This is a genomic window from Burkholderia sp. BCC1208, assembly GCF_902833095.1.
GTDB lineage: Bacteria > Pseudomonadota > Gammaproteobacteria > Burkholderiales > Burkholderiaceae > Burkholderia.
In genome coordinates this window covers 229,874-254,535 of record NZ_CADFDY010000005.1, presented here as the reverse complement: position 1 = coordinate 254,535, position 24,662 = coordinate 229,874, and the positions used below count along the sequence as shown (strand labels likewise).

25 protein-coding genes and 1 pseudogene are annotated in these 24,662 nt (G+C 64.7%); 12 read left to right on the top strand and 14 right to left on the bottom strand.

Annotated features, from left to right (window positions below; genetic code table 11):
- Position 1 precedes the first annotated feature (1 nt).
- The 3 genes from tdh to HWX09_RS13895 all read left to right on the top strand — a co-directional run bounded on the left by tdh (position 2) and on the right by HWX09_RS13895 (position 2,733).
- Positions 2-1,030, top strand: a complete 1,029-nt coding sequence (tdh, locus tag HWX09_RS13905) for an L-threonine 3-dehydrogenase (RefSeq protein WP_006480187.1) — start codon at positions 2-4, stop codon at positions 1,028-1,030.
- 553 nt (positions 1,031-1,583) lie between these two features.
- On the top strand, positions 1,584-2,189 hold the full coding sequence (locus tag HWX09_RS13900) for a TetR/AcrR family transcriptional regulator (RefSeq protein ID WP_027781810.1): 606 nt from the start codon (positions 1,584-1,586) through the stop codon (positions 2,187-2,189).
- 64 nt (positions 2,190-2,253) lie between these two features.
- A complete protein-coding gene (locus HWX09_RS13895; protein WP_027781811.1) occupies positions 2,254-2,733 on the top strand; it encodes a nuclear transport factor 2 family protein in 480 nt (159 codons plus the stop codon).
- 478 nt (positions 2,734-3,211) lie between these two features.
- Here the strand turns inward: HWX09_RS13895 and HWX09_RS13890 are convergent, their stop codons facing one another.
- Positions 3,212-4,297, bottom strand: coding sequence for a tartrate dehydrogenase (locus HWX09_RS13890; protein ID WP_027781812.1), 1,086 nt, complete (start codon positions 4,295-4,297; stop codon positions 3,212-3,214).
- A gap of 115 nt (positions 4,298-4,412) precedes the next feature.
- On the opposite strand from HWX09_RS13890, the gene HWX09_RS13885 reads away from it, so the two are divergent.
- Positions 4,413-5,336, top strand: coding sequence for a LysR substrate-binding domain-containing protein (locus tag HWX09_RS13885; RefSeq protein ID WP_027781813.1), 924 nt, complete (start codon positions 4,413-4,415; stop codon positions 5,334-5,336).
- Between the two features lie 65 nt (positions 5,337-5,401).
- Here HWX09_RS13885 and argC read toward each other — a convergent pair whose 3' ends face one another.
- Entirely contained in the window at positions 5,402-6,343 is a 942-nt protein-coding gene (gene argC / locus HWX09_RS13880) for an N-acetyl-gamma-glutamyl-phosphate reductase (protein ID WP_027781814.1), read from the bottom strand.
- Positions 6,344-6,464: 121 nt separating this feature from the next.
- Here argC and HWX09_RS13875 point away from each other — a divergent pair, with 121 nt between their 5' ends.
- Positions 6,465-7,349: a LysR family transcriptional regulator gene (locus HWX09_RS13875; RefSeq protein WP_027781815.1), complete on the top strand. Its 885-nt coding sequence runs from the start codon at positions 6,465-6,467 to the stop codon at positions 7,347-7,349.
- 41 nt (positions 7,350-7,390) lie between these two features.
- Here the strand turns inward: HWX09_RS13875 and HWX09_RS13870 are convergent, their stop codons facing one another.
- From HWX09_RS13870 to HWX09_RS13855, 4 genes are all read right to left on the bottom strand, one after another.
- A complete protein-coding gene (locus HWX09_RS13870; RefSeq protein ID WP_027781816.1) occupies positions 7,391-7,855 on the bottom strand; it encodes a hypothetical protein in 465 nt (154 codons plus the stop codon).
- 60 nt (positions 7,856-7,915) lie between these two features.
- A complete protein-coding gene (locus tag HWX09_RS13865) occupies positions 7,916-9,133 on the bottom strand; it encodes a patatin-like phospholipase family protein (protein WP_027781817.1) in 1,218 nt (405 codons plus the stop codon).
- Between the two features lie 126 nt (positions 9,134-9,259).
- Positions 9,260-10,045, bottom strand: a complete 786-nt coding sequence (locus tag HWX09_RS13860) for a 3-hydroxybutyrate dehydrogenase (RefSeq protein ID WP_027781818.1) — start codon at positions 10,043-10,045, stop codon at positions 9,260-9,262.
- A gap of 52 nt (positions 10,046-10,097) precedes the next feature.
- Positions 10,098-10,838 (bottom strand): acetoacetate decarboxylase, encoded by a 741-nt coding sequence (locus HWX09_RS13855; protein WP_027781819.1) that lies wholly within the window; start codon positions 10,836-10,838, stop codon positions 10,098-10,100.
- 434 nt (positions 10,839-11,272) lie between these two features.
- Here HWX09_RS13855 and HWX09_RS13850 point away from each other — a divergent pair, with 434 nt between their 5' ends.
- Entirely contained in the window at positions 11,273-11,854 is a 582-nt protein-coding gene (locus tag HWX09_RS13850; RefSeq protein ID WP_027781820.1) for an undecaprenyl-diphosphatase, read from the top strand.
- A gap of 24 nt (positions 11,855-11,878) precedes the next feature.
- Here HWX09_RS13850 and HWX09_RS13845 read toward each other — a convergent pair whose 3' ends face one another.
- From HWX09_RS13845 to HWX09_RS13835, 3 genes are all read right to left on the bottom strand, one after another.
- Positions 11,879-12,112: a hypothetical protein gene (locus tag HWX09_RS13845; protein WP_027781821.1), complete on the bottom strand. Its 234-nt coding sequence runs from the start codon at positions 12,110-12,112 to the stop codon at positions 11,879-11,881.
- A gap of 152 nt (positions 12,113-12,264) precedes the next feature.
- Entirely contained in the window at positions 12,265-13,086 is an 822-nt protein-coding gene (locus HWX09_RS13840) for a siderophore-interacting protein (protein WP_027781822.1), read from the bottom strand.
- Between the two features lie 38 nt (positions 13,087-13,124).
- Positions 13,125-13,838: a PadR family transcriptional regulator gene (locus HWX09_RS13835; RefSeq protein ID WP_027781823.1), complete on the bottom strand. Its 714-nt coding sequence runs from the start codon at positions 13,836-13,838 to the stop codon at positions 13,125-13,127.
- 356 nt (positions 13,839-14,194) lie between these two features.
- On the opposite strand from HWX09_RS13835, the pseudogene HWX09_RS33620 reads away from it, so the two are divergent.
- Positions 14,195-14,398: pseudogene (locus HWX09_RS33620) on the top strand (winged helix-turn-helix transcriptional regulator); the annotation flags it as partial.
- A 121-nt stretch (positions 14,399-14,519) separates the two neighbouring features.
- On the opposite strand, the gene HWX09_RS13825 reads toward HWX09_RS33620, so the two are convergent.
- Entirely contained in the window at positions 14,520-15,419 is a 900-nt protein-coding gene (locus HWX09_RS13825; RefSeq protein ID WP_027781824.1) for a LysR family transcriptional regulator, read from the bottom strand.
- 75 nt (positions 15,420-15,494) lie between these two features.
- Between HWX09_RS13825 and HWX09_RS13820 the strand changes: the two genes are divergently transcribed.
- Positions 15,495-16,283, top strand: coding sequence for a class III extradiol ring-cleavage dioxygenase (locus tag HWX09_RS13820; protein ID WP_027781825.1), 789 nt, complete (start codon positions 15,495-15,497; stop codon positions 16,281-16,283).
- A 30-nt stretch (positions 16,284-16,313) separates the two neighbouring features.
- The gene (locus HWX09_RS13815) at positions 16,314-16,931 is read left to right on the top strand and encodes an NAD(P)H-dependent oxidoreductase (RefSeq protein ID WP_027781826.1); all 618 of its coding nucleotides are present in this window, start codon (positions 16,314-16,316) and stop codon (positions 16,929-16,931) included.
- 409 nt (positions 16,932-17,340) lie between these two features.
- Here HWX09_RS13815 and HWX09_RS13810 read toward each other — a convergent pair whose 3' ends face one another.
- Positions 17,341-18,297, bottom strand: coding sequence for a LysR substrate-binding domain-containing protein (locus tag HWX09_RS13810; protein WP_051421307.1), 957 nt, complete (start codon positions 18,295-18,297; stop codon positions 17,341-17,343).
- Positions 18,298-18,553: 256 nt separating this feature from the next.
- On the opposite strand from HWX09_RS13810, the gene HWX09_RS13805 reads away from it, so the two are divergent.
- A complete protein-coding gene (locus HWX09_RS13805; protein WP_027781828.1) occupies positions 18,554-19,465 on the top strand; it encodes an EamA family transporter in 912 nt (303 codons plus the stop codon).
- A gap of 62 nt (positions 19,466-19,527) precedes the next feature.
- Positions 19,528-20,553 carry an alpha/beta hydrolase gene (locus HWX09_RS13800; protein WP_027781829.1) on the top strand — a complete coding sequence of 342 codons (1,026 nt, stop codon included), beginning with the start codon at positions 19,528-19,530 and terminating at the stop codon, positions 20,551-20,553.
- Positions 20,554-20,758: 205 nt separating this feature from the next.
- On the opposite strand, the gene HWX09_RS13795 is transcribed toward HWX09_RS13800, so the two are convergent.
- Both HWX09_RS13795 and HWX09_RS13790 read right to left on the bottom strand, forming a co-directional pair.
- Entirely contained in the window at positions 20,759-21,280 is a 522-nt protein-coding gene (locus HWX09_RS13795; RefSeq protein WP_027781830.1) for a DUF2867 domain-containing protein, read from the bottom strand.
- A gap of 122 nt (positions 21,281-21,402) precedes the next feature.
- A complete protein-coding gene (locus HWX09_RS13790; RefSeq protein WP_027781831.1) occupies positions 21,403-21,984 on the bottom strand; it encodes a TetR/AcrR family transcriptional regulator in 582 nt (193 codons plus the stop codon).
- Between the two features lie 255 nt (positions 21,985-22,239).
- On the opposite strand from HWX09_RS13790, the gene HWX09_RS13785 reads away from it, so the two are divergent.
- The gene (locus tag HWX09_RS13785) at positions 22,240-23,370 is read left to right on the top strand and encodes an alpha/beta hydrolase (protein WP_027781832.1); all 1,131 of its coding nucleotides are present in this window, start codon (positions 22,240-22,242) and stop codon (positions 23,368-23,370) included.
- Between the two features lie 155 nt (positions 23,371-23,525).
- Here HWX09_RS13785 and HWX09_RS13780 read toward each other — a convergent pair whose 3' ends face one another.
- Positions 23,526-24,617: a porin gene (locus tag HWX09_RS13780; protein ID WP_027781833.1), complete on the bottom strand. Its 1,092-nt coding sequence runs from the start codon at positions 24,615-24,617 to the stop codon at positions 23,526-23,528.
- Positions 24,618-24,662 lie beyond the last annotated feature (45 nt).

The following is a 24,662-nucleotide window of genomic DNA, read 5'->3' as shown; positions in this document are numbered from 1 at the left end:
CATGAAGGCACTGGCAAAGCTCGAACGTGGCCCCGGCCTCACGCTCACGCGCGTGAAGCGCCCCGAAGTCGGCCACAACGATGTGCTGATCAAGATCCGCCGTACGGCGATCTGCGGCACCGACATCCATATCTGGAAGTGGGACGACTGGGCGCAGAAGACGATTCCGGTGCCGATGCACGTCGGCCACGAATACGTCGGCGAGATCGTCGAGATGGGGCAGGAAGTGCGCGGTTTCGCGATCGGCGATCGCGTGTCCGGCGAAGGCCACATCACCTGCGGTTTTTGCCGCAACTGTCGCGCCGGGCGCAGGCATCTGTGCCGCAACACGGTGGGCGTCGGCGTGAACCGCGAAGGCGCGTTCGCCGAATACCTGGCGATTCCGGCGTTCAACGCGTTCAAGATTCCGCCGGAGATCTCCGACGATCTCGCGTCGATCTTCGATCCGTTCGGCAACGCGACGCATACGGCGCTGTCGTTCAATCTCGTCGGGGAAGACGTGCTGATCACCGGCGCGGGCCCGATCGGCATCATGGCCGTCGCGATCGCGAAGCACGTCGGCGCGCGCAACGTCGTCATCACCGACATCAACGACTATCGGCTGGAGCTCGCGCGCAAGATGGGTGCGACGCGTGCGGTCAACGTCGCGCGCGAGTCGCTGCGCGACGTGATGGCCGATCTGCACATGACCGAAGGCTTCGACGTCGGTCTCGAGATGTCCGGCGTGCCGAGTGCGTTCACGAGCCTGCTCGAGGCGATGAACCACGGCGGCAAGGTTGCGCTGCTCGGCATCCCGCCCGCGCAGACGGCGATCGACTGGAACCAGGTGATCTTCAAGGGGCTCGAGATCAAGGGCATCTACGGCCGCGAAATGTTCGAGACCTGGTACAAGATGGTCGCGATGCTGCAGAGCGGCCTCGACCTGTCGCCGATCATCACGCATCGCTTCGCAGCCGACGACTACGAGCAAGGCTTCGCCGCGATGCTGTCCGGCGAAAGCGGCAAGGTGATTCTCGACTGGACGGTCTGAGTCGAGTGTCGAGACGGGGCCGCGCGGCGCATTCGCCGCCTGCCCCGCGTTCGTTTGCACGCGCACCGTCGAACCTCGGAAGTGCGATTCAACGCTTGAGGTGAGATTATTCGGGAGCCGTGTTTGCGCGCCGAATCGCCACACGATTCCACGTCGGTGAGGTGCAGTTGCATGTTCGCTTCACCAGTCGGCGGACGCGTCGTTTCTTTCCATCGCGCCATTCGGTGCTTGTTTCTCCTTTTCCACGTACCTCCCCGCTTCGCTTGGCGTGCGAGCGCTCGCACGCCGCCGTGTGCGATATCGTGCCGAGCCGGAACATCGGCCGTGAGCCGCACGCAACGTCGCGACTCACTGATGCACGATGCGATCGACATCGATCGGCCTTGATCGGTGCGCAGACCACTACATGATCCATTCACCCTTCGATCCGCGCTGGTCGAGCTGAAGGTTCCACACAACGCGTCGACGCACCGGGCACGATTCGGCCCTCCCACCGGCAGGGCCTTCTCATCAGGGTATTGACGACGGAGAACGATCGTTCTACCGTAAACCCATGAACACTCCTCTCGACTCCTCCGGCGAACCCGGCGTTCGCGACCGGCTGCTCGATGCGGCCGAAGCGCTGATCTATTCGGGCGGCATCCATGCGACGGGTGTCGATGCGATCGTCAAGCGATCCGGCGCGGCACGAAAGAGCTTTTATTCGCATTTCGAATCGAAAGAGGCGCTAGTGGTCGCCGCGCTCGAGCGTCGCGACGAGCGCTGGATGCGCTGGTTCGTCGACGCCACGCTGGCGCGCGGCAAGGCGCCACGCGCGCAACTGCTCGGCATGTTCGACGTGCTGCGAGACTGGTTCGGGCAGCCCGACTTCCACGGCTGCGCGTTCCTGAATGCGTCGGGCGAGTTACCCGACGCCGACGATCCCGTGCGCGTCGTCGCCCGCATGCACAAGGCGCGCCTGCTGGCGTTCGTGCGCGAGCGCTTCGACGCCCATGCCGACGAAACCGGCATCGAGCGCCGCGGGCTCGCACGCATCGCGCGTCAGTGGCTCGTGTTGATCGACGGCGCGATCGGTGTGGCGCTCGTCAGTGGCGATGCAAACGCCGCGCGCGATGCGCGCGCGACGGCCGAACTGCTGCTCGATACCGTATCGCGGTAGCCGACGCAGCGAATCCGAACCGGCTGCGTGCATTCGCGGCCAGAACCCTGAACAGGAGCAACCCATGTCCGCTTCCCCCGAAGTTCGTCCGCCCGTTCCGCCTTTCACGCTCGAAACGGCGCGCCAGAAGGTGCGCGCCGCCGAGGACGCGTGGAACACGCGCGACCCGCAACGCGTGTCGCTCGCCTATACGCCGCAAAGCCGCTGGCGCAATCGCGCGGAGTTCGTGACGGGCCGCGACGAGATCGTGGGGCTGCTGCAGCGCAAGTGGACGCGCGAACTCGACTACCGGCTGATCAAGGAGCTGTGGGCGTTCGGCGGCAACCGCATCGCGGTGCGTTTTGCGTACGAGTGGCATGACGATGCGGGCAACTGGTTCCGTTCGTACGGCAACGAGAACTGGGAGTTCGATGAAAACGGCCTGATGGCGCATCGTCACGCGAGCATCAACGATCTGCCGATTCGCGAGGCGGACCGTCTTTATCACTGGCCGCTCGGCCGTCGTCCGGACGACCATCCGGGGTTGTCCGATCTCGGGCTGTGATGCGTGCACGCGTTCAACGGACCGGCGAACGCATCACCAGAGATCAATGGTGAGGAAATTCGGGAGTCGTCCGCTGAAGGTGAGATTTTTCGGGATGAGGTGAAATGGCGCGTCGAGCTGTGTGTTTCGAACAGGTCGACGCGTTGTTGCGCCCGCGAAGCGGCGTATGTCTCGACGTGCAGCGGTGTGCTTCACCGCGTGATGCATTTCGCCGATCTCGCCAATCGCTTCGAGGCAATCGTGCGTCGACGATCGGTGTGCGCGGGCATGACGTGCAACTCACCGATCGGATGGATGTCGACTTTCAACGAAAGACGACGCAAGCCGTGCGCGTTGCGATGTGTCGCTGCTCACCGCTCGGCTTCACCGCCGACGCATCGGCCGCGTGTGCACGAGTGCGCCACCGCGGCGCGTGTCGCTCACCGCAGACGGATTCATGAGCGCAGCCCGGCGCGAGCGCCGGGCACGACCGCGACCCTCAACCCGCAATCCGCCCGGCGATCGCCTCGCCCATTTCCTGCGTGCCTGCTTGGCCGCCGAGATCGCGCGTACGCGGTCCCGTGCGCAGCACGTCCTCGATCGCGGCGACGATCGCATCGTGCGCGTCGCGTTCGCGGCCCGTGCCGTTGCCGAGGAAGTCGAGCATCATCGCGGCCGACCAGATCATCGCGATCGGATTCGCGATGTATTGCCCCGCGATGTCGGGCGCCGAACCGTGCACGGGTTCGAACAGCGATGGGAACGTGCGGTCGGGGTTCAGGTTCGCCGACGGCGCGATGCCGATCGTGCCCGTACAGGCCGGCCCGAGATCCGACAGGATGTCGCCGAACAGGTTCGATGCGACGACGACGTCGAAGCGGTCCGGCTGCAGGACGAAACGCGCGCACAGGATGTCGATGTGCTGCTTGTCGACCGCGATCTCGGGATAGCGTTCGGCCATCTCGGCCGCGCGCGCATCCCACCACGGCATGCTGATCGCGATGCCGTTGCTTTTCGTCGCGACGGTGACGCGTTTCGCGCGCCGCTGCGCGAGCTCGAACGCGAATTTCAGTACGCGCTCGGTACCGTGCCGCGTGAAGATCGACTGCTGCATCACGACTTCGCGCTCGGTGCCTTCGAACATCGTGCCGCCGACCGACGAATATTCGCCCTCGGTGTTCTCGCGCACGATCATGAAATCGATGTCGCCCGCGCGGCGGCCGGCGAGCGGCGACGGTACGCCGTCGAACAGGCGCGCGGGCCGCAGGTTGATGTACTGGTCGAATTCGCGGCGGAATTTCAGCAGCGAGCCCCACAGCGAAATGTGATCGGGCACCGTTGCCGGCCAGCCGACCGCGCCGAACAGGATCGCGTCCATGCCCGACAGCTGCGCTTTCCAGTCGTCCGGCATCATCGTGCCGTGCTGCGCGTAGTAGTCGCAGCTCGCCCAGTCGATCTCGACGAAGTCGAAGCGCACGCCGAAGCGCGCGGTCACGGCCTCGAGTACGCGCAGGCCCTCGGGCATCACTTCGCGGCCGATGCCGTCGCCGGGGATCACGGCAATCCTGTAAGTCCTGTCGATCATGAAAATCTCCTTGGCTGATTGGCCGGCTGCCGGGGAGGCAGCGGCCCGTCACGTCATTCTATTTATTTCCATCTGGATTAAAATCGCGCAAAAGTTAATCGACTTTCCACGAATCGTGAATAAATCGCCGAACCTCGACGACCTGCGCGTGTTCAGCCTGGTCGTCCGCCTCGCAAGCTTCAGCGCGGCCGCCGAGCAACTCGCGGTGTCGCCCGCGTACGTCAGCAAGCGCGTCGCGATGCTCGAGGCGCAGCTCGGCACGCGCCTGCTGCATCGCTCGACACGTCGCATGACGGTCACCGAAGCCGGCGAGCGCGTGTTCGCGCGCGCCGAAAAGATTCTCGACGACGTCGATCATCTCGTCGAGGACGTGTCGACCACGCGCACGGTGCCGCGCGGCACGCTGCGCATGTCGAGCAGCTTCGGCTTCGGCCGGCACGTCGTCGCGCCGGCGCTGCTCGACTTCAGCGCGCGCTATCCGCAACTGAACGTGCGGCTCGATCTGTTCGACCGGCTCGTCGACGTTGCCGGCGAAGGCTACGACCTCGACGTGCGCATCGGCGACGAGATCGCCGATCACCTGATCGCGCGCCGTCTTGCCACGAACCATCGCGTGCTGTGCGCATCGCCCGACTATCTCGCCCGCCGCGGGACGCCGCGCTCGCTCGCGGATCTGGCCTCGCACGACTGTCTCGCGATCAAGGAGCGCGATCATCCGTTCGGCGTATGGCGGCTGAACGTGCGCGGCGAAACGGTCACGGTGAAGGTGGGCGGTGCGCTGTCGACGAACCACGGCGAGGTGGCCGTGCAATGGGCGCTGGCCGGGCGCGGCATCGTGCTGCGCTCGATCTGGGAGGCCGGGCCGCTGATCGAGGCCGGCGCATTGTGCCGCGTGCTGCCGGACGCGATCCAGCCCGCGAACATCTGGGCCGTGTATCCGGAACGCGTCGCGGCGTCGGCGAAGGTGCGCGTGTGCGTGGATTTTCTGGTCGAGACGCTGGCCGGCCTGAATGCCGCCGCGGGTGACGATACGGTCTGAAACCGGCTAAAGGTGAGCTTTTACGGGGGCGTGCGCAGGCACCCTCGACGATGCCTGCGAGAGCGTCACGCCGCGTCTGGCGCACCGAGCATCAAGTCGAGATTCTGCACGGCGGCGCCGGATGCCCCTTTGCCGAGATTGTCGAACACGGCGGACAGCAGCACCTGCCCGGCGTCTGCGTTGACGAACACGCCGAGGCGCAGATCATTGGTGCCGTTCAACGCTTGCGGATCGAGATGCGTTGCCGCGCGTGCGTCCGCGAGCGGCATCACGTCGACGTGACGCGCATCCGCATAGTGATGCGCGAGACAGGCATGCAACCGCTCGCCCGTCACGCCGGCCGGAAGCAGGCGCAGCTCGATCGGGATGGTGAGCACGATGCCTTGCCGATACGCACCGTAGGCCGGCACGAAGAACGGGCGATGCGCGAGCCCCGCATGCTGCCGGATCTCGGGCACGTGCTTGTGCTCGAGCGCGAGGCCGTAGACCTGCAGCGGCAACGCGCGTGCGGCGGCGTCGCCCGATTCGAATGCATCGACGGCGGCCCGCCCGCCGCCCGAGTAACCGGACACCGCATGAATGCTCACCGGGTAGTCGCGCGGCAGCAGCCCGGCCTGCAGCAGCGGGCGAAGCAGGCCGATCGCGCCCGTCGGGTAGCAGCCCGGATTGGTCACGCGCGTCGCCTGCGCGATGTGCCGCGCATGGCCGTCGGCCATCTCGGGAAAGCCGTAGACCCATTCCGGCTGCGTGCGATGGGCTGAACTGGCGTCGATCACGCGTACCGCCGGATTCCGGATGAAGCCGACCGCTTCGCGCGCGGCCGCGTCGGGCAGGCACAGGATGGCGATATCGCACGCGTTGAGTGCGTCGGCGCGCCGCGCCGGGTCCTTGCGTTCGGCGGCGGCAAGCGTGAGCAGCCGCACGTTGGTGCGGTCGCGCAGACGCGCGTGAATCTGCAACCCGGTCGTGCCCTGGTCGCCGTCGATGAAGACAGTGGGGAAGCTCATGATGATCGTGTTCGTCGCGTTCGGTCGTCGGGGGAAGCCGTATCGTCCACCGAACGCCTAGAATAGGAAAAGTTGAATTTGCTGACCGTCCGGTTCAGCTTTCCTGAACGAGAGGTGTGCGATGCGCGAGATCAGTCTGGACCGCCTGCGAACGCTGGTCGCGATCGCGGACCAGGGATCCTTCGTGGCGGCGGCGCAATGGCTTCATCTCGCGCCGCCGACCGTCAGTCTGCATGTCGCCGAGCTGGAAAGCCGCGTCGGCGCGCCGCTGCTGTCCCGCACCCGCGGCAACGTGCGCCCTTCCGTGATCGGCGAAGTGCTGGTGGAGCGGGCGCGGCGTCTGCTGGCGGAAGTCGAATCCACGCTGGACGACGTGCAGCGACAGGTGCAGGGGTTGACCGGGCGCGTACGCCTCGGCGCATCGACCGGTGCGATCGCGCATCTGTTGCCGCAGGCGGTGGCCGGATTGCGCGCACAGCATCCGGATATCGATGTGCAGATCGCGGTGCTCACGTCGCACGACACGCTGTCGCGCATTGCGCAAGGTACGCTCGACGTCGGGTTGGTCGCGCTGCCGCAAGCGCCGGTCGCGGGGCTGTCGATCCGCCCGTGGCGCCGCGATCCGGTGATGGCATTCCTGCCCGCGGACTGGCCGCTTCCGGCCCGGGTGACGCCGGCGTATCTGGCCGCGCGGCCGCTGATTCTCAACGATGCGACGACGCGTCTGTCGCGGCTCACGACCGAATGGTTCGCGCTCGGCGGCCACCGGCCCGAGCCGCGGATCGCGCTCAACTACAACGATGCGATCAAGAGCCTGGTTGCCGCAGGTTACGGCGCGACACTGCTGCCGCACGAGGCGGGCGCCCCGTTGCCGGATGCGCGCATCGTCATGCGGCCGCTACGCCCGGCGTTGTGGCGCGAACTGGGGATTGCCCATCGGGCCGGCCCGGTCGAACGGGCGACGCAGCACGTGCTCGATGCGCTGCGGGCGCTCGGCGCGCGATAGCGGGCCGTCGAGCGGCTGGGCCGTGCGGCCCGAACACGCGTTCAGAGCCGGTTGTCCTTCGCCAGCGTGAGCACGCGCGCCCAGCGCTGCGCATCGCGCTTGTCCGTCATCGGCAGTGTCCATTCGCCGCGCACGGCGTCGCGCACGCGCACGACGAGATGCCAGCGGCCGTCGATCGGTGCGGCCTCGCAACCGTCGAGCTGCGACAGCGTATAGCGGCCGTCCGCGCCGTCATGCGACAGCCACAGCAACCCTTGCGTCGCGGACACGCGCAACTCGCCCCACGCGCGATGCACGATATGCGTCCAGCCGGGTTCCTTCGTGTTCGGTGCGATGTCTCGACGGCGTTTGAGCCACCACGCGATCAGTGCGATCAGGAGCGCGGCGGCCAGCACGGCGGCCGCGATCGCGACCGGCTGGCCGAACTGCGCGGCGATGACGTGAAACAGCTGAACGGCGCCCCATCCCAGGGCGATGAGCGCGAATAGCGCAATGAAAATCGGCATGTCGAACCGGAAAGGAGGACGGACCGGCGCATGCAGCGCACCGGCCCGTTGCACACGGCATTACCGGCGGCGGTGAATGTCGTGCGTGACGAAGCCCGCGTCGTTGACGGGCAGCGCGAGGCCGTCCTTCACCGCGAGCGTCTTGCGGATGTCGTCGAGACCCGCGGACCAGTGGTCGCGCATCGTCGACAGACCGAACTGATAGTCCTTGTAGTGATGCTCGTACGCTTTCTGCTGGTAGATCAGGTGCTGGATGTTGTACTTCTTCCCGCTCGACATCGCGTCGGCCTCGACGCACCACGGGTCGTTCTTGCGCTGCTCTTCCGGCACCTGCTCGAGCACGTGGCGCAGCACGTTGCGGTAGCGCTGTTCGCGCTGCAGCGTATCGGTGACGAAACGCGTGCGGCTCGAATACTGCACGTCCTTCGTGCGCTCGGCGACGTCGGCCATCGTGCGCGGCAGCGGCCCGCGCGCGCTCCACAGATCGACCTGGAACGCGAGCGTGTCGCGGCGCGGCCGGGCGCGGAGCACTTCCATCAGTGGCGTGTTCGACACGACGCCGCCGTCCCAGTAATACTCGCCGTCGATCTCGACGGGCGGGAACGCGGGCGGCAACGCACCGGACGCCATGAAATGCTCGGGCGCGAGACGGATGCGCGAATTGTCGAAGTACACGAAGTTGCCGGTGCCGACGTTGACCGCGCCGACCGACACGCGCGTCTCGCCCGAATTGATCCGGTCGAAATCGCACAGTTTCAGCAGCGTCGTGCGCAGCGCCGACGTGTCGTACCAGCTGATTTTTTCCGGATGGTCGGACACGCCGGGCAGCGGCGGCGGAAAGCGCGGCACGAAGAAGCCCTGCTGGCCCTGCATCATCGCGCTGGCGGCCTGCGACGCGGTGAAGAACGTGCGGATCTGATCGATGCTGTTGAACAGCGCGAATTCGAACGCGGCCGGAATCGTCGGAAAGAACGCCGGCTGGCAGATCGTTTCCCAGAATTCACGCAGGCGCTCGACGCGATGCTCGGGCGCATTGCCGGCGATCAGCGCGGTGTTGAGCGCGCCGATCGAGATGCCCGCGATCCAGTCGAGCGGAATGCCTGCTTCATGCAGCCCTTCGAATACGCCGGCCTGATACGCGCCGAGCGCGCCGCCGCCTTGCAGGACGAGCGCGACCGTTTCGTACGGCAGCGACCGCGCAGCAGCCGGCGCGCCGGCTTCGTGTTGCAGGTCCGCCGCATCGACGGCCTGCTTTTCTGTACGCGCGTGCGGTTTCATCAGTTGCTCCGAGAAATCCCGCCGTGGACGGCGGTGATGGATGGCGTGGCGTCGATCGACGACGGCACGCCATCGCAAGAGTGGAGGCGGCGCGAAAAATCGCCTGCCGTCGGGGAAGCGCAGGTGTTACTGCATGAACCAGCCGTGGCTGACGATGAACGACTGGCCCGTGAGCGCGGCGCTCGGGAATGCCGACAGGAACAGCACCGTCTGCGCGACGTCCTGCACCGTCGTGAACACGCCGTCGACCGTGTTGCCGAGCATCACCTTCTTGATCACTTCCTCTTCGCTGATCCCGAGCTCCTTCGCCTGCTCCGGAATCTGCTTGTCGACCAGCGGCGTGCGCACGAAGCCCGGACACACCACGTGCGAGCGCACGTTGTGCTTCGCGCCTTCCTTCGCCAGCACGCGCGCCAGGCCCAGCAGCCCGTGCTTGGCCGTCACGTACGCCGACTTCAGCGGCGACGCTTCGTGCGAGTGCACCGAGCCCATGTAGATCACGACGCCGCCGCGATCGTCCTTGTACATGTGCTTGAGCGCGGCCTTCGTCGTCAGGAACGCGCCGTCCACGTGGATCGCCTGCATCTTCTTCCAGTCGGAGAACGAATAGTTCTCGATCGGGTTGACGATCTGGATGCCGGCGTTCGACACGAGGATGTCGACCGAGCCGAACGCTTCGGCCACCTTGTCGATGCCGCTGTTCACGGCTTCCTCGCTGGTCACGTCCATCGCGACGCCGATCGCCTTGCCGCCTGCCTTGTTGATCTCGTCGGCGACCGCGTTCGCGCCGTCCTGGTTCAGGTCGGCGATCGCGACGGCCGCGCCTGCCTTGGCCAGCTCCAGCGCGATTTCCTTGCCGATGCCGCTCGCGGCGCCCGTGACGACTGCGGTCTTGCCATTCAGGTTGCTCATGTTCGAATTCCCGTGGTGAAAGGATTGACAGGGAGGAAGGACTGCGGACGTGTTACTGGGCCAGGTAATCGTAGACGACTTCGCCGAGGCCCAGCGTCAAATCCGCGACGAGGTGGCGCGCCTCGACGATCTCGAGCACGGGCAGATCGGCCACCGGCGCGAGCGCGTGCGGCGCCAGTTCGAGCGATGCGGGGCCCGTCCACGCGCCCTTCATCTTGATGTCCTGCATGTAATAGCGCACCAGTTCGCAGACGCGCGCGGTGCCGTCGACGTGCGGGATGATCTTCAACAGGAAATTGGGGCCGGCGAGCCGCTTCATCTGCTCGTCGATGTCGAGTTCCTTGTGCTTGTAGCCCATCGTGCCGGTCGCGACGCGCACCTTGCCGTAGTCGAGCGTGCCGAGGATGTGGTCGGTGTTCACGTGCAGCGTGGGCGACGCGAGCTTCTTCGGGAAGCCCCACAGCTCGCGGCCGCCGGCGATCGGCGGATGATCGTCGAGGTACATCGCCAGCGTATAGCCGCCCGGCTGGCCGTTGTATTCGACGGGGATCACCTGGCCGCTTTCGGTGTAATCGCCGAAGCCGGTCGAATCGGCCATGCGGATGAATTCGTAATGCACGAGCGGCTCGGTGACCTGCAGCGGCTCGGGGACAATTTCACGCAGACGGTCCGGATCGGTGCGGTACGTGATGATCAGAAACTCACGATCGACGAAACGGTACGGGCCCATCGGGAACGCAGGGCTGGTCAACGGCATCGCAAACGCTTTCGATCGGACATCGCTGGGTTTCATGCGGACTCCTTGTTGTTGATCGCTTCGTGGATGAGTGGTCGTAATCGTATGCCTGTGCGTTGCCGTTGTGCGATGCCGCATTTGGAATTAATTGTTGCCGATTTCGAATAATTCAGCGCGTAAATATTGAGATGAACGATGCAAACGGCACGGTCGGCACCCCGGCCGGGCGATGGTGGCACGTGTCGATGACGCCATCATGTGAAAAAGTGAGTCTTTACGGGAGGTGTGGTGAGCTTTTACGGGGACGTTCGCGCGGCAATATGACAATTGTGTGAACTTGTGTTGCAGTGCGGGCTCTAAGTGCGTTCGCCGCGCGGCCTTGTCCGGGTGGCTGCCGCATTAAGCACCGCTTAAGCGGCCACGCCCTAGCATTCGTTCGCATCCGGCCGGGCAACCGGCCGATCTTTTATACGCTCCACGCAACCGGATTCATGCAGAACCTCAATCTCGCCCTCTTTTCCGCCATCAACGCCGGGAGTGCACCGCACCCGGGCGTCGCCCGCCTCGCGATCTTCGCCGCCGACTGGCTCGTCTATGCGCTGCCCGCGATGCTGCTGCTGACCTGGATCTTCGGCGCGCGTCCCGCGCGGCGCCAGGCGATCGAAGCCGGCGTGGGCGTCTGCGTGGCGCTCGTGCTCGCGCAGGTGCTCGGGCATGTGTGGTTCTCGCCGCGCCCGTTCATGGCCGGCGTCGGCACGCAGCTGATTCCGCATGCGCCGGACAGTTCGTTTCCGAGCGATCACATGACGTTCGCGTGGAGCATGGCGGTCGGCCTGCTGCTCGGCGGCACCACGCGGGTCACCGGTTTCGTGATGGCCGCGATGGCCGTCGCGATCGCATGGGGGCGCGTCTATGCGGGCGTGCACTGGCCGTTCGACATGGCGGGCGGCGTGCTGGTCGGCACGGTCGGCGCGCTGGCCGCGCACCTGTACGGGCAACGCGTGACCGCGCTGCTCGAACGGCTCGGCGATTCGGTGCATGCGGTCGTGATGGGACGCCGGCAGGCGCCGTAAGCGGAAGGAAGCGGCGGGACGCCGTCAGCCGGACGAGCCGGGTGTGCGGGCCGATTCGGCCGAGGCGGACGGGCCGCCGCCCGCATCGTGCAGTTCGGGCGTGTCGGCCGGATGCCGCGCGGCATCGCGGTCGAGGGCGCTTTCCTTCAGGATCGCGCACATCGCGACGAACAGCGCGAGGACGACCGCGGCGAGGCCGCAATAACCGGCGATCTTCAGGTGGCGAAGGAAAGGCGAAGCGTGGCTTTCTTTTGTCATGACCGGGCGCTCCTGGGCGGGCTGCGGCGGCTGTCCCCGACAGCGGCGCCGCAGACGTACATATATACCAGCCGCGATGCCGATGCCAAGCCCGCCGCTGCGCCGGCGCCACGATTGTTTCAGCCGCCCGGCAACCGGGTGCCCATCCCCGCTCAGTCTTCCAGCGTTTCGTGCACGGCCGCCGCGCCGCGCTTCCAGTAGGCCGCCGCGCGGATGCGCGACTTGTCGACGCCGCGTTCACCGGTCAGGTGCTGGCGCACCGCGCGCATCGACAGCGCTTCGCCGGCCGCCCATACGTAGCCGTCGCCGGACGACGGCAGCGGCAGGTCGCGAACGGCATTGAGCAGCGCGTCGCCGTTCGCCGCGTCGGCTTCGGCGCGGAAGCGCCAGATTTCATGCACGTCGGCGCGCGTATCGAACGAGGTCTGCGCGGTGCGATCCGCGACTTCCAGCACGACCGCCACGCGCGCACCGGCCGGCAATTCCTCGAGACGCCGCGCGACGGCTGGCAGCGCCGTATCGTCGCCGATCAGCAGATGCCAGTCGAAACCGGTCGGGACGACGAACGAACCGCGCGGGCCGCCGATGCCGAGCCATTGGCCGACGCGTGCCTGCGCGGCCCACTGCGAGGCCGGCCCCGGATGGTTCAACACGAATTCCAGATCGAGTTCGCAGGCCGCGCGGTCGAAGCGGCGCGGCGTGAAGTCGCGCGCGACCGGCTTCGGTTCGCCTTCCGGAAACTCGGGGCCGTTCGCGCCGAGCGTCGGCAGCGCGGGCCGCTCCGCGCCCGGCGGCGGGAAAAAGACCTTCACGTGATCGTCGAACGACGCGGATTCGAAATCGACGAGATCGGGGCCGCCGAGCGTGACGCGCAGCAGGTGCGGTGTCACGGTGTGCACGCGCAGGACCTGCAGCAGGCGGAACTTGAGGGGGTGGCGCACGCGGGTCACGGTGCGCTCGGACGTGTTCTGCATCAATCCGTTCTCCTTGGGTTTTGACGGGCCGGCGCGGATTACGCGGCGGTGCCGCCTTCGATTTCGGCCGTCGCGCGGCGCATGATGGCCGCGATGCGGCGCTGTTCGTCGGCATCGGCGGCGCTCTTGTGCAGCAGCGCGCGCTTGAGCGCGAGACGCGCCTCGACGAATTCCGGCAGCCAGCCGGCCTGCGATTCGTCCTGTGCTTCGTTGCCGGCCGATTCACCGGCGAATGCGCGGCGCATGAATTCCATCTTGCGAGCGAGGTGCGTGAGGCGGGCGAACAGCGTGTCGACGCGTTCGCGCTGCGCGTCGAGATGCGCGCGGCCCGCGTCGGTCAGCGCATAGCGCTTGCGGTTGCCTTCCGGCTGCGACGCGACGAAGCCGCCTTCTTCGAGATACGTGAGCGCCGGATACACCATGCCCGGGCTCGGGCTGTAAAAACCGTTCGAGCGCGTGTCGAGCGCCTTGATCAGTTCGTAGCCGTGGCTCGGTTGTTCGGCCACCAGCGCGAGCAGCAGCAGTTGGAGATCGTCGGAGCTGAACTGGCGGCCGCGCGGCATGCCGTCGTCGCCAAAATCTCCAAAACCGCCGCGGCCGCCCCGGCCGCCGAACGGGCCGCCACCGCCGAACGGATCGTGGCCGCGACGGTGGCGGCCGATCGCGTACCAGAGACCGGCGAACCAGTCGGGGCGGGCATGCGCAGCATGACCGTCGCATCGGGCATGGCCGTGGAAGTGGTTGTGTCGCATGATCGTGTCCTTAGATATGTCGGAAAACATATCTAAAGATATATATCGAAAGATAGGGCGTCAAGGGGAATTATTGGGGTGGGATGGGGGTGCGGGGTGGCGATTTGCTTGGATGTTGGCATCGCCCGGGAAGGCGCAGGCGAAGGTGGGCAAACGCGGTGGGCGGGCGTGCGTCGGAGAACCTTGGCGAAGGATTGTGAGGCGATTGACGCGCAATCGACCTAGGGGGACTGCCTGGAAGTTGGGAAACCTAGCCTGGAGAGGGGAGCAAATCTAGCTTGGTTCGTTGGTCTTTATGGACCGGCCAGCCTTTCGTAGACATCTTCGAGCCATAATTTACGGCAACCGAGAAGGTCCCGATTCAACCGTCGCGCGAACTTGCGGACGACGATGTCATCACTCGCCGCGACTACCAGACGGTTCCGCCGAAGGTGGATTACGAAATGACGCCATTGGGTCTATCGTTGGCGCAAGCACTGAAACCGCTTTGCGCCCGGGGCGATGAAAACCGGGTTCGGACTGGTGGGTTGCAGAAGGAAGCTCAGTCGACCGCTGCCTGACATGGGCCGACAAGAACGCAGGCGCTCGGGGGCGACCCACCGCTTGACACAAGGCGCCGCAGCAACGTAGTCCCGCTCCGCTTGGGAAGTACTTGAGGTTTCCGTAGGACTGCATTCTGTTTCACGGAGACAGACGGCGCTTAAGTTCCTCGAGCAACCAGCGTCCGGCGACTCCCGGCACATGGTCGCGCCGATGGGCCGCATAGATTGTTAGTCCGTCTCGAGGGGTTGGGTCGTTTTCGATCTCGATACGCACCAAGCGGCCCGTCGAAACGAGATCGCTGACGAGATGACTGGGCATGCGGCACCAGCCCAAGCCTGCCAGGACGAAATCCATGCGTCTCGCCAGATCGACGAATCGCCATAGTCTGGCGCTTGAAAGTCCATAGGATGCGCCGCCTGGATCAACTGGATCCGAGAGCACGAGTTGGGTATGAGGCTCCAGGTCGCTTTGCGTTGCCTGTCTCCCGAGTATGGCCAGCGGATGGTCGGGTGCGACGACCGGGATCAGTTCGATGCGCAGTAACGGATACGCGATGATGTCCTCGGGCACGCCAGGGAGCAGCAGGCAGATGGCCAGCGCGGCGGAATCATCGCGAAGACGGCGCAGGGCACCACCGAGCCCTTCGGTCCTGAAGCTGACGGGAAGGTCGGGGTAGGTGCTCCGCAGAGCGTGCAAGCTCTGGATCAATGGCGAAGTCGGCACAAGCGGATCGATCGCAAGCGCAAGTTCGGCTTCCAGGCCGGCGCGGTTGCTGGCGGCCACAGCTTCGAAGCGAGAGGCGCTGGCGAGGACTTGGCGCGCCTGGTCCACCAGCACCTGTCCAATATCGGTGAGCCTAGGCCGGCGGCCGCTTCGGTCAAACAGGCGGACGCCTTGTAACGCCTCCAGTGTCGCAACCGCTTGGCTGATGGCCGACTGTGCGCGCCGAAGCTTGCGGGCGGCAGCTGAAAAGCTGCCAAGGTCCGCAATCGTCACCAGCACCCGCAGCTGATCCAGACTAAGAGTGCCAAGTGCCATGTATCATAAAAACCGATATAAACGATAAGAATTATATCACTTCGCATGAAGGGTGGGCGACGGCAAACTTCGTCCATGCAACCGACTTTCTTCATCAACCACGGCGGTGGTCCTTGCTTCTTTCTTATGCCCGGTCCGCTGCGTGCCGTCTGGCGTGAGTTAGAGATATACCTGCGCAACTTCTCCAACGCGCTGTCGGAACGGCCATCTTCCATACTCGTTATTTCGGGGCACTGGGAGGAAGCGATTCCGACTGTGAATGTCAGTGCGACACCGGAACTGCTTTTTGACTATGACGGATTCCCCGACTACACGTACCGACTGAAGTGGCCTGCATCTGGCGCGCCAGACCTCGCGGTTCGAGTTCGCGAACTTCTCGGTGCCGCTGGTGTGGCGAGCGCAATCAATGAGCGGCGTGGCTGGGATCACGGCGTTTTCGTGCCGATGAAGGTCATGTTTCCGGCTGCGGACATTCCCCTTTTGCAGCTTTCAATGCAGCGTGGGCTTGATCCCGCTGTTCACCTTGCTATTGGGCAAGCGTTGAAGCCGCTGCGCGACGAGGGGGTACTCATCATTGGCAGCGGGCAGACCTATCACAACATGCGTGGTTTTTCGGGCGGCCTCCGGGACCCTGGTGCGGAAGCCTTTGACCGCTGGCTGCGCGCTGCAATGGTGGACAGCTCCACCCGCAATCAAGCGCTGATCCACTGGGAAAGGGCCCCCGGTGCGCGCGCCGCCCAACCACACGAAGACCACCTGCTTCCACTCATGGTCGCCGCCGGCGCAGCGTCTGGCGAGCCGGGGCATGTCGATTTCCATGGCCAAGCACTGGGTAAGCCGATTTCCGGCTTTCGCTTTGGTTGATTTAACTACTGAGACTTAAAGAGGAAACCTATGACCCAACTACTCGTCGTTGAAACCAGCCCTCGTGGTGATTCTTCCATCTCGCGCAACATGACGCGCCGCTTCGTCGCGCAATGGCAGGATGCAAATCCAGGAGGAAAGATCCTCTGGCGCGATCTTGCGGAAACGGATCTGACATTTGTCTCAGCACCTTGGTTGCAGGCGTACTTCACTCCTTCCGAACGCCATACGGCCGAGATGAAGGAGGTACTGCAGCTGTCCGATAAACTGGTCGCCGAACTGCTGGCCACAGACCACATCGTCATTGCCACTCCCGTCTACAACTACAACATCCCTGCTGCCCTGAAGGCCTGGGTCGATCACATCGTGCGCAAAGGACTGACACTGGGGTTCGACGGAAAGGGGCTGGTTACGGGGAAAAAGGCGACGGTTCTGTTGGCGTCGGGCGGCGTTTATACCGAAGGCTCGCCTATTCGCGACCGAGACATCGCGACCCAATACCTGAAGCTGATCCTCAATGTGATCGGCATTTCCGACGTGACGATCGTCGCGGGAGGAGGGGCCAAGGTTGTTGATCTTGGCGAAGAGTCGATGGATAGCTTCGTCGGGAAATTGGACTCTCACCTTAAGCTTGCCGCAGCAGGTTGAGATGGACTTATTGCTCGACGTGGAGACGCGGATCGATGATCTGAGCGAACTGTGCGCCTCACGAGACATCCACACACGAAAACACGATCCGCCGCTCTGAACGGCATCGAGCGCATCACATCAAAGGGGCCCTTGCGCCCCCTTCATATTTGAGCAAAATGCTCGACATTGCGCCGCCGTTCAAGCGCGGTTCCGGACTGCCATCAACAACCAACCCCCTCCGCAGCAAGCGCGCGGGTAAAGAGGAACAGGCGATCTGACCAATGCGCCGGGCTTGGAAACGTAGCGGTAGCACCAGAAACACTTGAAACGCACGACAGGGATTCGACGCGATTGCCATGTGCGGCCCCGAGCTATCCGCGGCTTCCTATGGATGCTGCTCACCCGCCCCGGCAGCATGCTTGCGGACTCAGCTGCCCATTTCCCCAAGCAGCGAGTCGACATCCGCATTCAGCCGCTCGGCACCGCGCCAGGTTTGGCTGTCGATGATTTCGTCGACCATCCCGAGGATCATCCGTTTCCCTTCGAGCACTGCTTGCGAATGCGAGCGCGCCGTATTTTCACAGAGCGCCCAGGTGATATAGGCGCCCCGGATCGGACTCCACGAAATCGAATCTTCCCAGAACGCATTGCCACTGACCGCGCAACATGGTGTCACGGTGTCCGCGATTCCTCGCCGGGCGAGTTCCATCGAGAGATGCATCGCATCGAGTTCGAACAGGATGTCGAGTTCGACATTGCGACGGACCATCGCGTGTTCGATGGTCGAGCGGATGACATTCTGTTTTCCCGCCAGCGCGAGTTTGCGATCGCCGAGACGCGATAGCGGCGCCGACTTGTCGGGTCTCAAGCCGGCATCCTTGGTGCTCACGAGAATGAGCGGCTCCCGAACGAGTGGCGTATGGGCATAGCCCTGCGGCGGTGACGCCTCGAACGGGACGATAGCGAGGTCCAGCATTCCGGAATGCATGACGTCACGCAGCTCGTGGCTCACGCCCTCGTGAACACGAAGCCTCACGCCTGGATAGTCGGCGACCAACCGCGCCACGAAGTTCGATGTGAAGAGATTGCGCCACGACGGCGCAATACCTATCGCCAACTGGCCCGCGGCGCGGTCGCCCACCTGCTCGACCAACGATGTCAACTGACGAAGAATGGGTCTTGCTCGCTCCACCAGCAGCGTGCCGGACTCGGTCAGCTGAACGCCGCCCCGCGTTCGCGTAAAGAGCTTCGCGCGAAGTTGATGCTCGAGCAGCGCGATGTGGCGCGACAGCGCCGGCTGGGAGAGCCGCAAGTCGGTGGCGGCCTTGTTGATGCTGCCGAGTTCGGCCACGCGCAAGAAATACTCGATAAGGCGGGAGTCCACGATGCCTCCGTGCGTTCCAGTTGGGCGATTGCGAAAGCAGGGCAAGCATAACGCCGCTATTCAATATGTGGATAACCACCATAGAATGTCCGCATTATCGGGATAACGCAGCGCTCGTTAGCATTGAAGCAATCGCATACGAGGTCGTCGACCAAAGCAGTCCCATGGCAGCCCCTGATATCGAGCGTTTCACGAGTCCGTGCCTCCGCAGCAAGGAGGCCGCGATCGCCGCATTCGGCAGGCAGGAGGGCGGGAAGTGACGGCGACGACCACGACCCATGCCGGTTGGAGCGCACGTCGCGGCTGGATCGCGCTCGCCGTCGGCTATCAATGGTTCTATAACGGAGCCAATTTCCTGGCTTTCAAGGTTGCCGGCAACGCGTTGCATCCGCTGATGGTGGCGACGTTGCGCTTCTCGCTGGCGGCGCTGGTCATTCTGCCGTTTGCGCTGGTTCGCTGGCGCCGTTCACCGGCGTCGGTCCGCGAGTCGGGTGGGGCGGTGTTGATCGGCATCACCATGCTGGTAGCCAGTCAGGCACTGGCGATCTGGGGGACGCATTTTCTGCCGGCAGGGGTGGCTGCGGTATTCGGCTCGTCTTCGCCGCTCTTTCTGGCGTTGTTCGCATGGGCGGTGTTTCATCGGCCGCTGAGAGGCCGTCAGCTCGCCGGGGTCGCCATTGGCTTTGCCGGTCTCGCGCTGATGGGCTTGACGTCTGCTACCGGCGGCGACTTCCGGCCGATGGGCGCGGTGCTTACGCTTAGCGGGGCGGCGGCCTGGGCAGCCGGATCGCTGCTTGCGCCGCGACTGGCGTTGCCTCGCGATCCCGTCATCAGCCTGGCGATACAGCTGATATCGGCCGCAGCGGTGCTCGGTGCGATCGTCGCCGTATCGGGGATCGCTGCCACGACGCATCTTGCGCGCGTACCGCCGGCGGCATGGGCTGCGCTCGCGTTTCTCGTCGTGGCGAGCACGCTGATCGGCTACGCGGTGTTCCTGACGCTCAACGCTGAGGTGTCGACGACGCTCGCCAACACCTTCAACTATGCGGCGCCGGTGATCGCGCTGGGTCTCTCGGCGCTCCTGCTCCACGAGCCGTTGACGCTCGTGAAGCTGATTGCTGGCGGCATCGCGTTGGTGGGTGTGGCGCTGATGATCGATCGCAAGTAGCCCGGCGAACAGCAGGCTTTTCACCTTCGGCAAACCGCTGAAATCAACCGGAGCCCTGGATCATGACGGAGACATCTCGACACCCGCTGGTATCGCGCACGCTCAACACGACGCGTCAGGTGACGCACTATCTCGAGAGCGGGCCGGCCGAGGGGCCGCTGATATTTTTTCTGCACGGCTGGCCGAGCTCGAGCTTGATGTGGCGCGCCCAGATGGAGGCCTTTGCCGCCGACGGCTGGCATTGCGTCGCGCCGGACCTGCGCGGCTACGGCGGCTCTTTTGCGCCAGAAGCGAACGACGCCTACACCATCGAGGCAGTCGTGGCGGACATGGCCGAACTCCACGATCACGTCGGCGGTGCGCCTGCGATCTGGGTTGGGCACGACTGGGGCAGCGTCGTGGCCGCCGAGTTGTCCGCGCACGAGCGCGAGCGCAGCCGCGGTGTCGTGCTGACCTCGCTGGCCTATCAACCCGACGGGCACGCCCTGAGCACGGTCGTTCCGCTGATCGACCGGGCGATTTATCCTGCCGACGAATATCCCGATGGCCAGTGGGATTACTACCGCTACTACATGACGCATTTCGAAGCGGCGGTAGCAGACCTGGATGCGGACCGGACAGCATCGCTGGCGTCGATTTTTCGACGGGGCGACCCTGACGGGATCGACAAGGTATCGCCGAATGCGGTCGTCACGCGCAATGGAGGGCGTTTCGGTGCCGCGCATCGTGCGCCGCCGACTCGCCCCGATCCGGCTCTGTGGCCGCCGGCGGACTTCGAAGCGCTGGTAGAGTCGTTCAACGCTCATGGCTTCCGTCCCGCCTGCGCGTGGTATCTGAACGATGAGGCCAACATCGCATACGCGCGCAACGCGCCGGATGGCGGCCGTCTCTCGCAGCCGGTGCTGTTCGTCAACGGCGAATTCGATCAGATTTGCAGCATCACCGGAAATCGCCAGGGCGACCCCATGCGTGCGGCATGCGCAGACCTGACCGTGACGACGATGCCGGCCGGACACTGGTTGCCGCTGGAATGCAAGGCACAGCATGTCGAAGCGCTCCGCGTCTGGCTTCGGAGCAAGAATCTTTGATGCGGCGAGACATCGCTCGGACTGTTTGCCTCGATTCACGCGTTACAGAGCACGCTTGCAAGTTCGCACTCCTTGTTGACTGGGGCGCAACCGGCGACGATCGACAGCACCAGCAGCCATGCGTGCCACGTTACCCTCGCGATGCGCTTCAGCCGTACGTCTTCCCTGATCCGATGGAAACGGGTCGCCATGCCTGACCTCACCGCTACCGGCCGGGCCATCCGAGCGTCTGTGCCCGGTCGAGCGAGGCTCGCACGACGAGGCGATGGAAAGGCGCGATAACGCCGAGATAGGCGCGGCCCAGCAGACGATTGTAGAAGACGAGCGTCGTGAGTATCAGTTGCCGGGGCCGATCGCCGGAGGCAGGCTGCACGAGAATCGACACGCGGAAATCGAGATGCGCGTCGTCCTCGCCCAGAATGATCTCGTCTTCGTGCCGTTCGAACACGCGGAAAATACTGAGCCGGTCGTCTTTCGCGGCTTTCAGGTCGATCGTTCTTTTGAGGCCGAACGGCCGGACGGCAATGTCGCGAATTTCCTGCAGCATGGCGATCCACTGGGGTTGTCCTGCAAAGACGTATCGAGCGAGAGACTCTGCGTCGTTGCAGGCAGTCGCCGGCAAGTCCACCGAAAATGCGTCGACGAAATCGGCGTCGCCGTACGACCGGCTCAGCCTCGAGGTCGCCGGCGGGCCGATCTGCTTCGCCTTTTTCGGTTGCTGCTGCATGCCCATTCTCCATGCGTTCAAGTTGTCCGGCTGCCTCGGCGCGACCCAAATGAGCGTGACCTTTTCCTGCTCGAGCCGAAGCGAACTGATCGTGGTGGCCCGGCAATGAACATCGGACCGGATCACCCCTCGGGAGCAGCCCACCTTTGGACACTCACCTCTGCCAGCGCTTCGAATACGGCCGGCGTGCGTTCCAGGCGGGCGATCGTTCGCGCGCCTTCGAGGGCGGCTACCAATGCGGCCGCGGAGGAGTCCGCGCGCGCGGGAGCGAAACCGCAGCCCCTGAAATGCTCCGCAATAATCGCGGTCGACTCGGCAAATCCATGCGCCACGCGTTGGGTCAGCTCGGCGTCGAGCGCCGGTAGCTCGTTCGCCAGATTCTGCATCAGACATCCGTACTGGAAATCGGAGGCGACCATTTCGGCCGCGAACGTGCTGAAAATTCGATGAACGAAATTCAGCGCATCGCCCGCCGTACTCGCCGAGATATCCCGCAACACGGCCATTCGATTCGCAACATAGTTATCGATGGCTTCTTCCGCGAGTTGCGCCTTGCCCCGTGGGAAATGAAAGTAGAACGATCCTTTGGGCGCGCCGCTTTCCTCGAGTATCTGGGTCAACCCGGTCGCCGTGTAGCCCTGGATGCGGAATAGTCGCTCGGCCGTGGCAATTGCGCGAGCGCGCGCGTCAGTCTTGCGTGTCATGCCGAGAACCTATCACGTTCCGCTTGACGTGGCTATGGTGACCGCCATAGTATGGTGATCACCATATATCGGAGATGTGCGATGTCCTGTTACTCGATCAAGCCATCGGCATCCCGACGAGCGGTCCTGGCGATGGGCGCGGCCGGCCTGGTTGCGGCGTTCCTTCGACCCGCCCGCGCAAACCCTACGGGAGGAATTGATTTGGCCACGTCGACATATGGCGAAGGAACGCTTCCCACCGGGGTCCGCTCACGCATGATCCATGGGGTCAACGGCCTCGATGTCCATGTTCTCGAGGCCGGTTACGAAAGTCCCGGCCGGCCGCTCGCGCTGCTTCTGCACGGTTTTCCGGATCTGGCTTACGGTTGGCGACACCTGCTCCCCATCCTGGCTGACGCCGGATATCACGTCGTTGCGCCCGACCAGCGGGGTTTCGGGCGCACCACCGGCTGGGTGAACGGCTATGACGCCCCTCTGGCGCCATTCGGTCTCCTGAATATGACGCGCGACGCCCTCGGATTGGTTTCGGCGTTGGGGTATCGGCGGACGACGATGCTCGTCGGGCACGACCTCGGCTCGCCGGTGGCGGCCTATTGCGCGCTGGCGCGGCCTGACGTCTTTCCGTCGGTGGTGCTGATGAGCGCACCGTTCCCCGGGCCGCCGGCCCTGCCGTTCAACACCGCGCAAGGCGACGCATCGTCGGCTCGTCCGAACACCGAGAATCAGAAGTTGGCGGCCGCGCTGGCATCGCTCGACCCGCCCAGGGAGTATTACCAGCAATACTTGAGCACACGGGAGGCGAACGATGACATGTGGCATCCCCCTCAAGGCTTGCACGCCTTTCTTCGTGCATTTTTCCATGTCAAGAGCGCGGACTGGCCGGGAAACAAGCCGTATCCGTTGAAGGCGCGGACCGCCACGGAGCTTGCACGGATGCCCACCTATTACGTGATGGATCTCGGCAAGACGATGCCCCAGACCGTCGCGCCATTCCAGCCATCCGCCGCCGAGGTCCGGGCCTGCAAATGGCTCACCGAGCCGGAACTCGGGGTGTACACGGCCGAGTATGGCCGCACGGGATTTCAAGGCGCCCTGCAGGCGTATCGCGTCTTTTCCGATCCTGATCTGAACGCCGAGTTGCGTCTGTTCTCGGGCAAGACGATCGATGTCCCATCGCTCTTTATCAGCGGAAAGAGCGATTGGGGTACCTATTCGGCGCCGGGCGCGCTCGATCTGATGAGGACGAAGGCGACGACGAGAATGAGCCGCATCGAGTTGATCGACGGCGCCGGTCACTGGATCCAGCAGGAGCAACCGGGTCGGCTCGGCGAGCTGCTGCTCGCCTTCGCCAAGGAGGTCGGCGCGGCGGATCGTGCTGGCGATTAGTTCGGGAGCGGCGGTCGTTAGGGCGTCGGCGCCTGCCCCCACTGTCTTCGATCGCGGAGTGAAACATGAAGAGGGACGAAGGCAGCGGCCGAACCGGCGTCGCGCCTTCGTCGTCGGCCGCGCCGGATGCCGGAACACCGACAGCCGGCGCCGGCTCAGAACCGCGTACTGAACCCGATCCGCGCGATCGACTGCAACGCGCCGCTCGACGCGCCATTCGGATCCAGCACGCCGTTGATCCGCGCGTTGCTGCCGTGGCTTGCGCGCTGATGCACGCCCGCCACATACACCATCGTGCGTTTCGACAGCCAGTACTGGACGGCGGCCAGGACCTGGTGCGCATGCGCGTTGTCGAGCGTGTCGTTGCCTTTCATGTACGTGTAGCTCGCGCCGACCACCCAGGCGGGCGACGGATGCCACGACGCGCCGGCCTCCGCCGACCAGACGCCCGCGCCGTTCCCCGAGTTGCGCACGGTCGTCACGAGCGCCTTCCCGGTGACCGTGCCGAGCGTGTAGTGCACACCCGCGCCCCAGTTGCGCACGCTGGTCGCCGGCAGCCCGGCCGCCGCGCCGTATTTCTGGTTCGTATAGGCGGCACCCGCGCCGAACGGACCGTTGTCGTAGCTCGCGCCGACACTGACCGTGTTGTTCGCGCCCACCGACCCCGCGACGTTGCCGAAGCCGTACAGCGCGCCGACGGTCAGGCCCGCCAGCGACGGGCTCGTGACCTTGACCGAATTCGCGACGCGATTGCTGCCGGCGACGCGGTCCCAGTCGAATGCGCCGGTCGGGTTGTTCGGCAGCGCGAGCCGGTCGAACGGCCCGTTACGAAAGCCGTACAGGCCGACGAGGTCCTGCGCGATCTCGTTGCCGCTGGCAGCCAGCGAATCGACCATGAACTCGTACTGGTTGCCGAGCGTCAGCGTGCCGTACCGGTCGTTCTGCAGCCCGACATAGGCCGTGCGCGCGAACAGCCCGCCACCGATGATCGAGCCGTTACCGAGCGAATACTGGTTGACGAGCCGGAAGATCGCACGCGTGCCCGCGCCGAGATCTTCCTTGCCCTCGAAGCCGAGCAGGTTCGGAAAGAAGATGTTGTCGTCGAATTTCGGGTTGCCGTGGCCGCCTTCGTTGCTGACATAGCTGATGCCGGCGTCCATCAGCCCGAACATCGTCACGCTGCTTTGCGCGAACGACGCAGCCGGGATCGTGCAGGCCGCGAGTGCCAGAAGGGTCTTTTTCGTCATCTCCAATGTGCTCCTCACATGTTTCCGATCGGGTCGGATATTTTT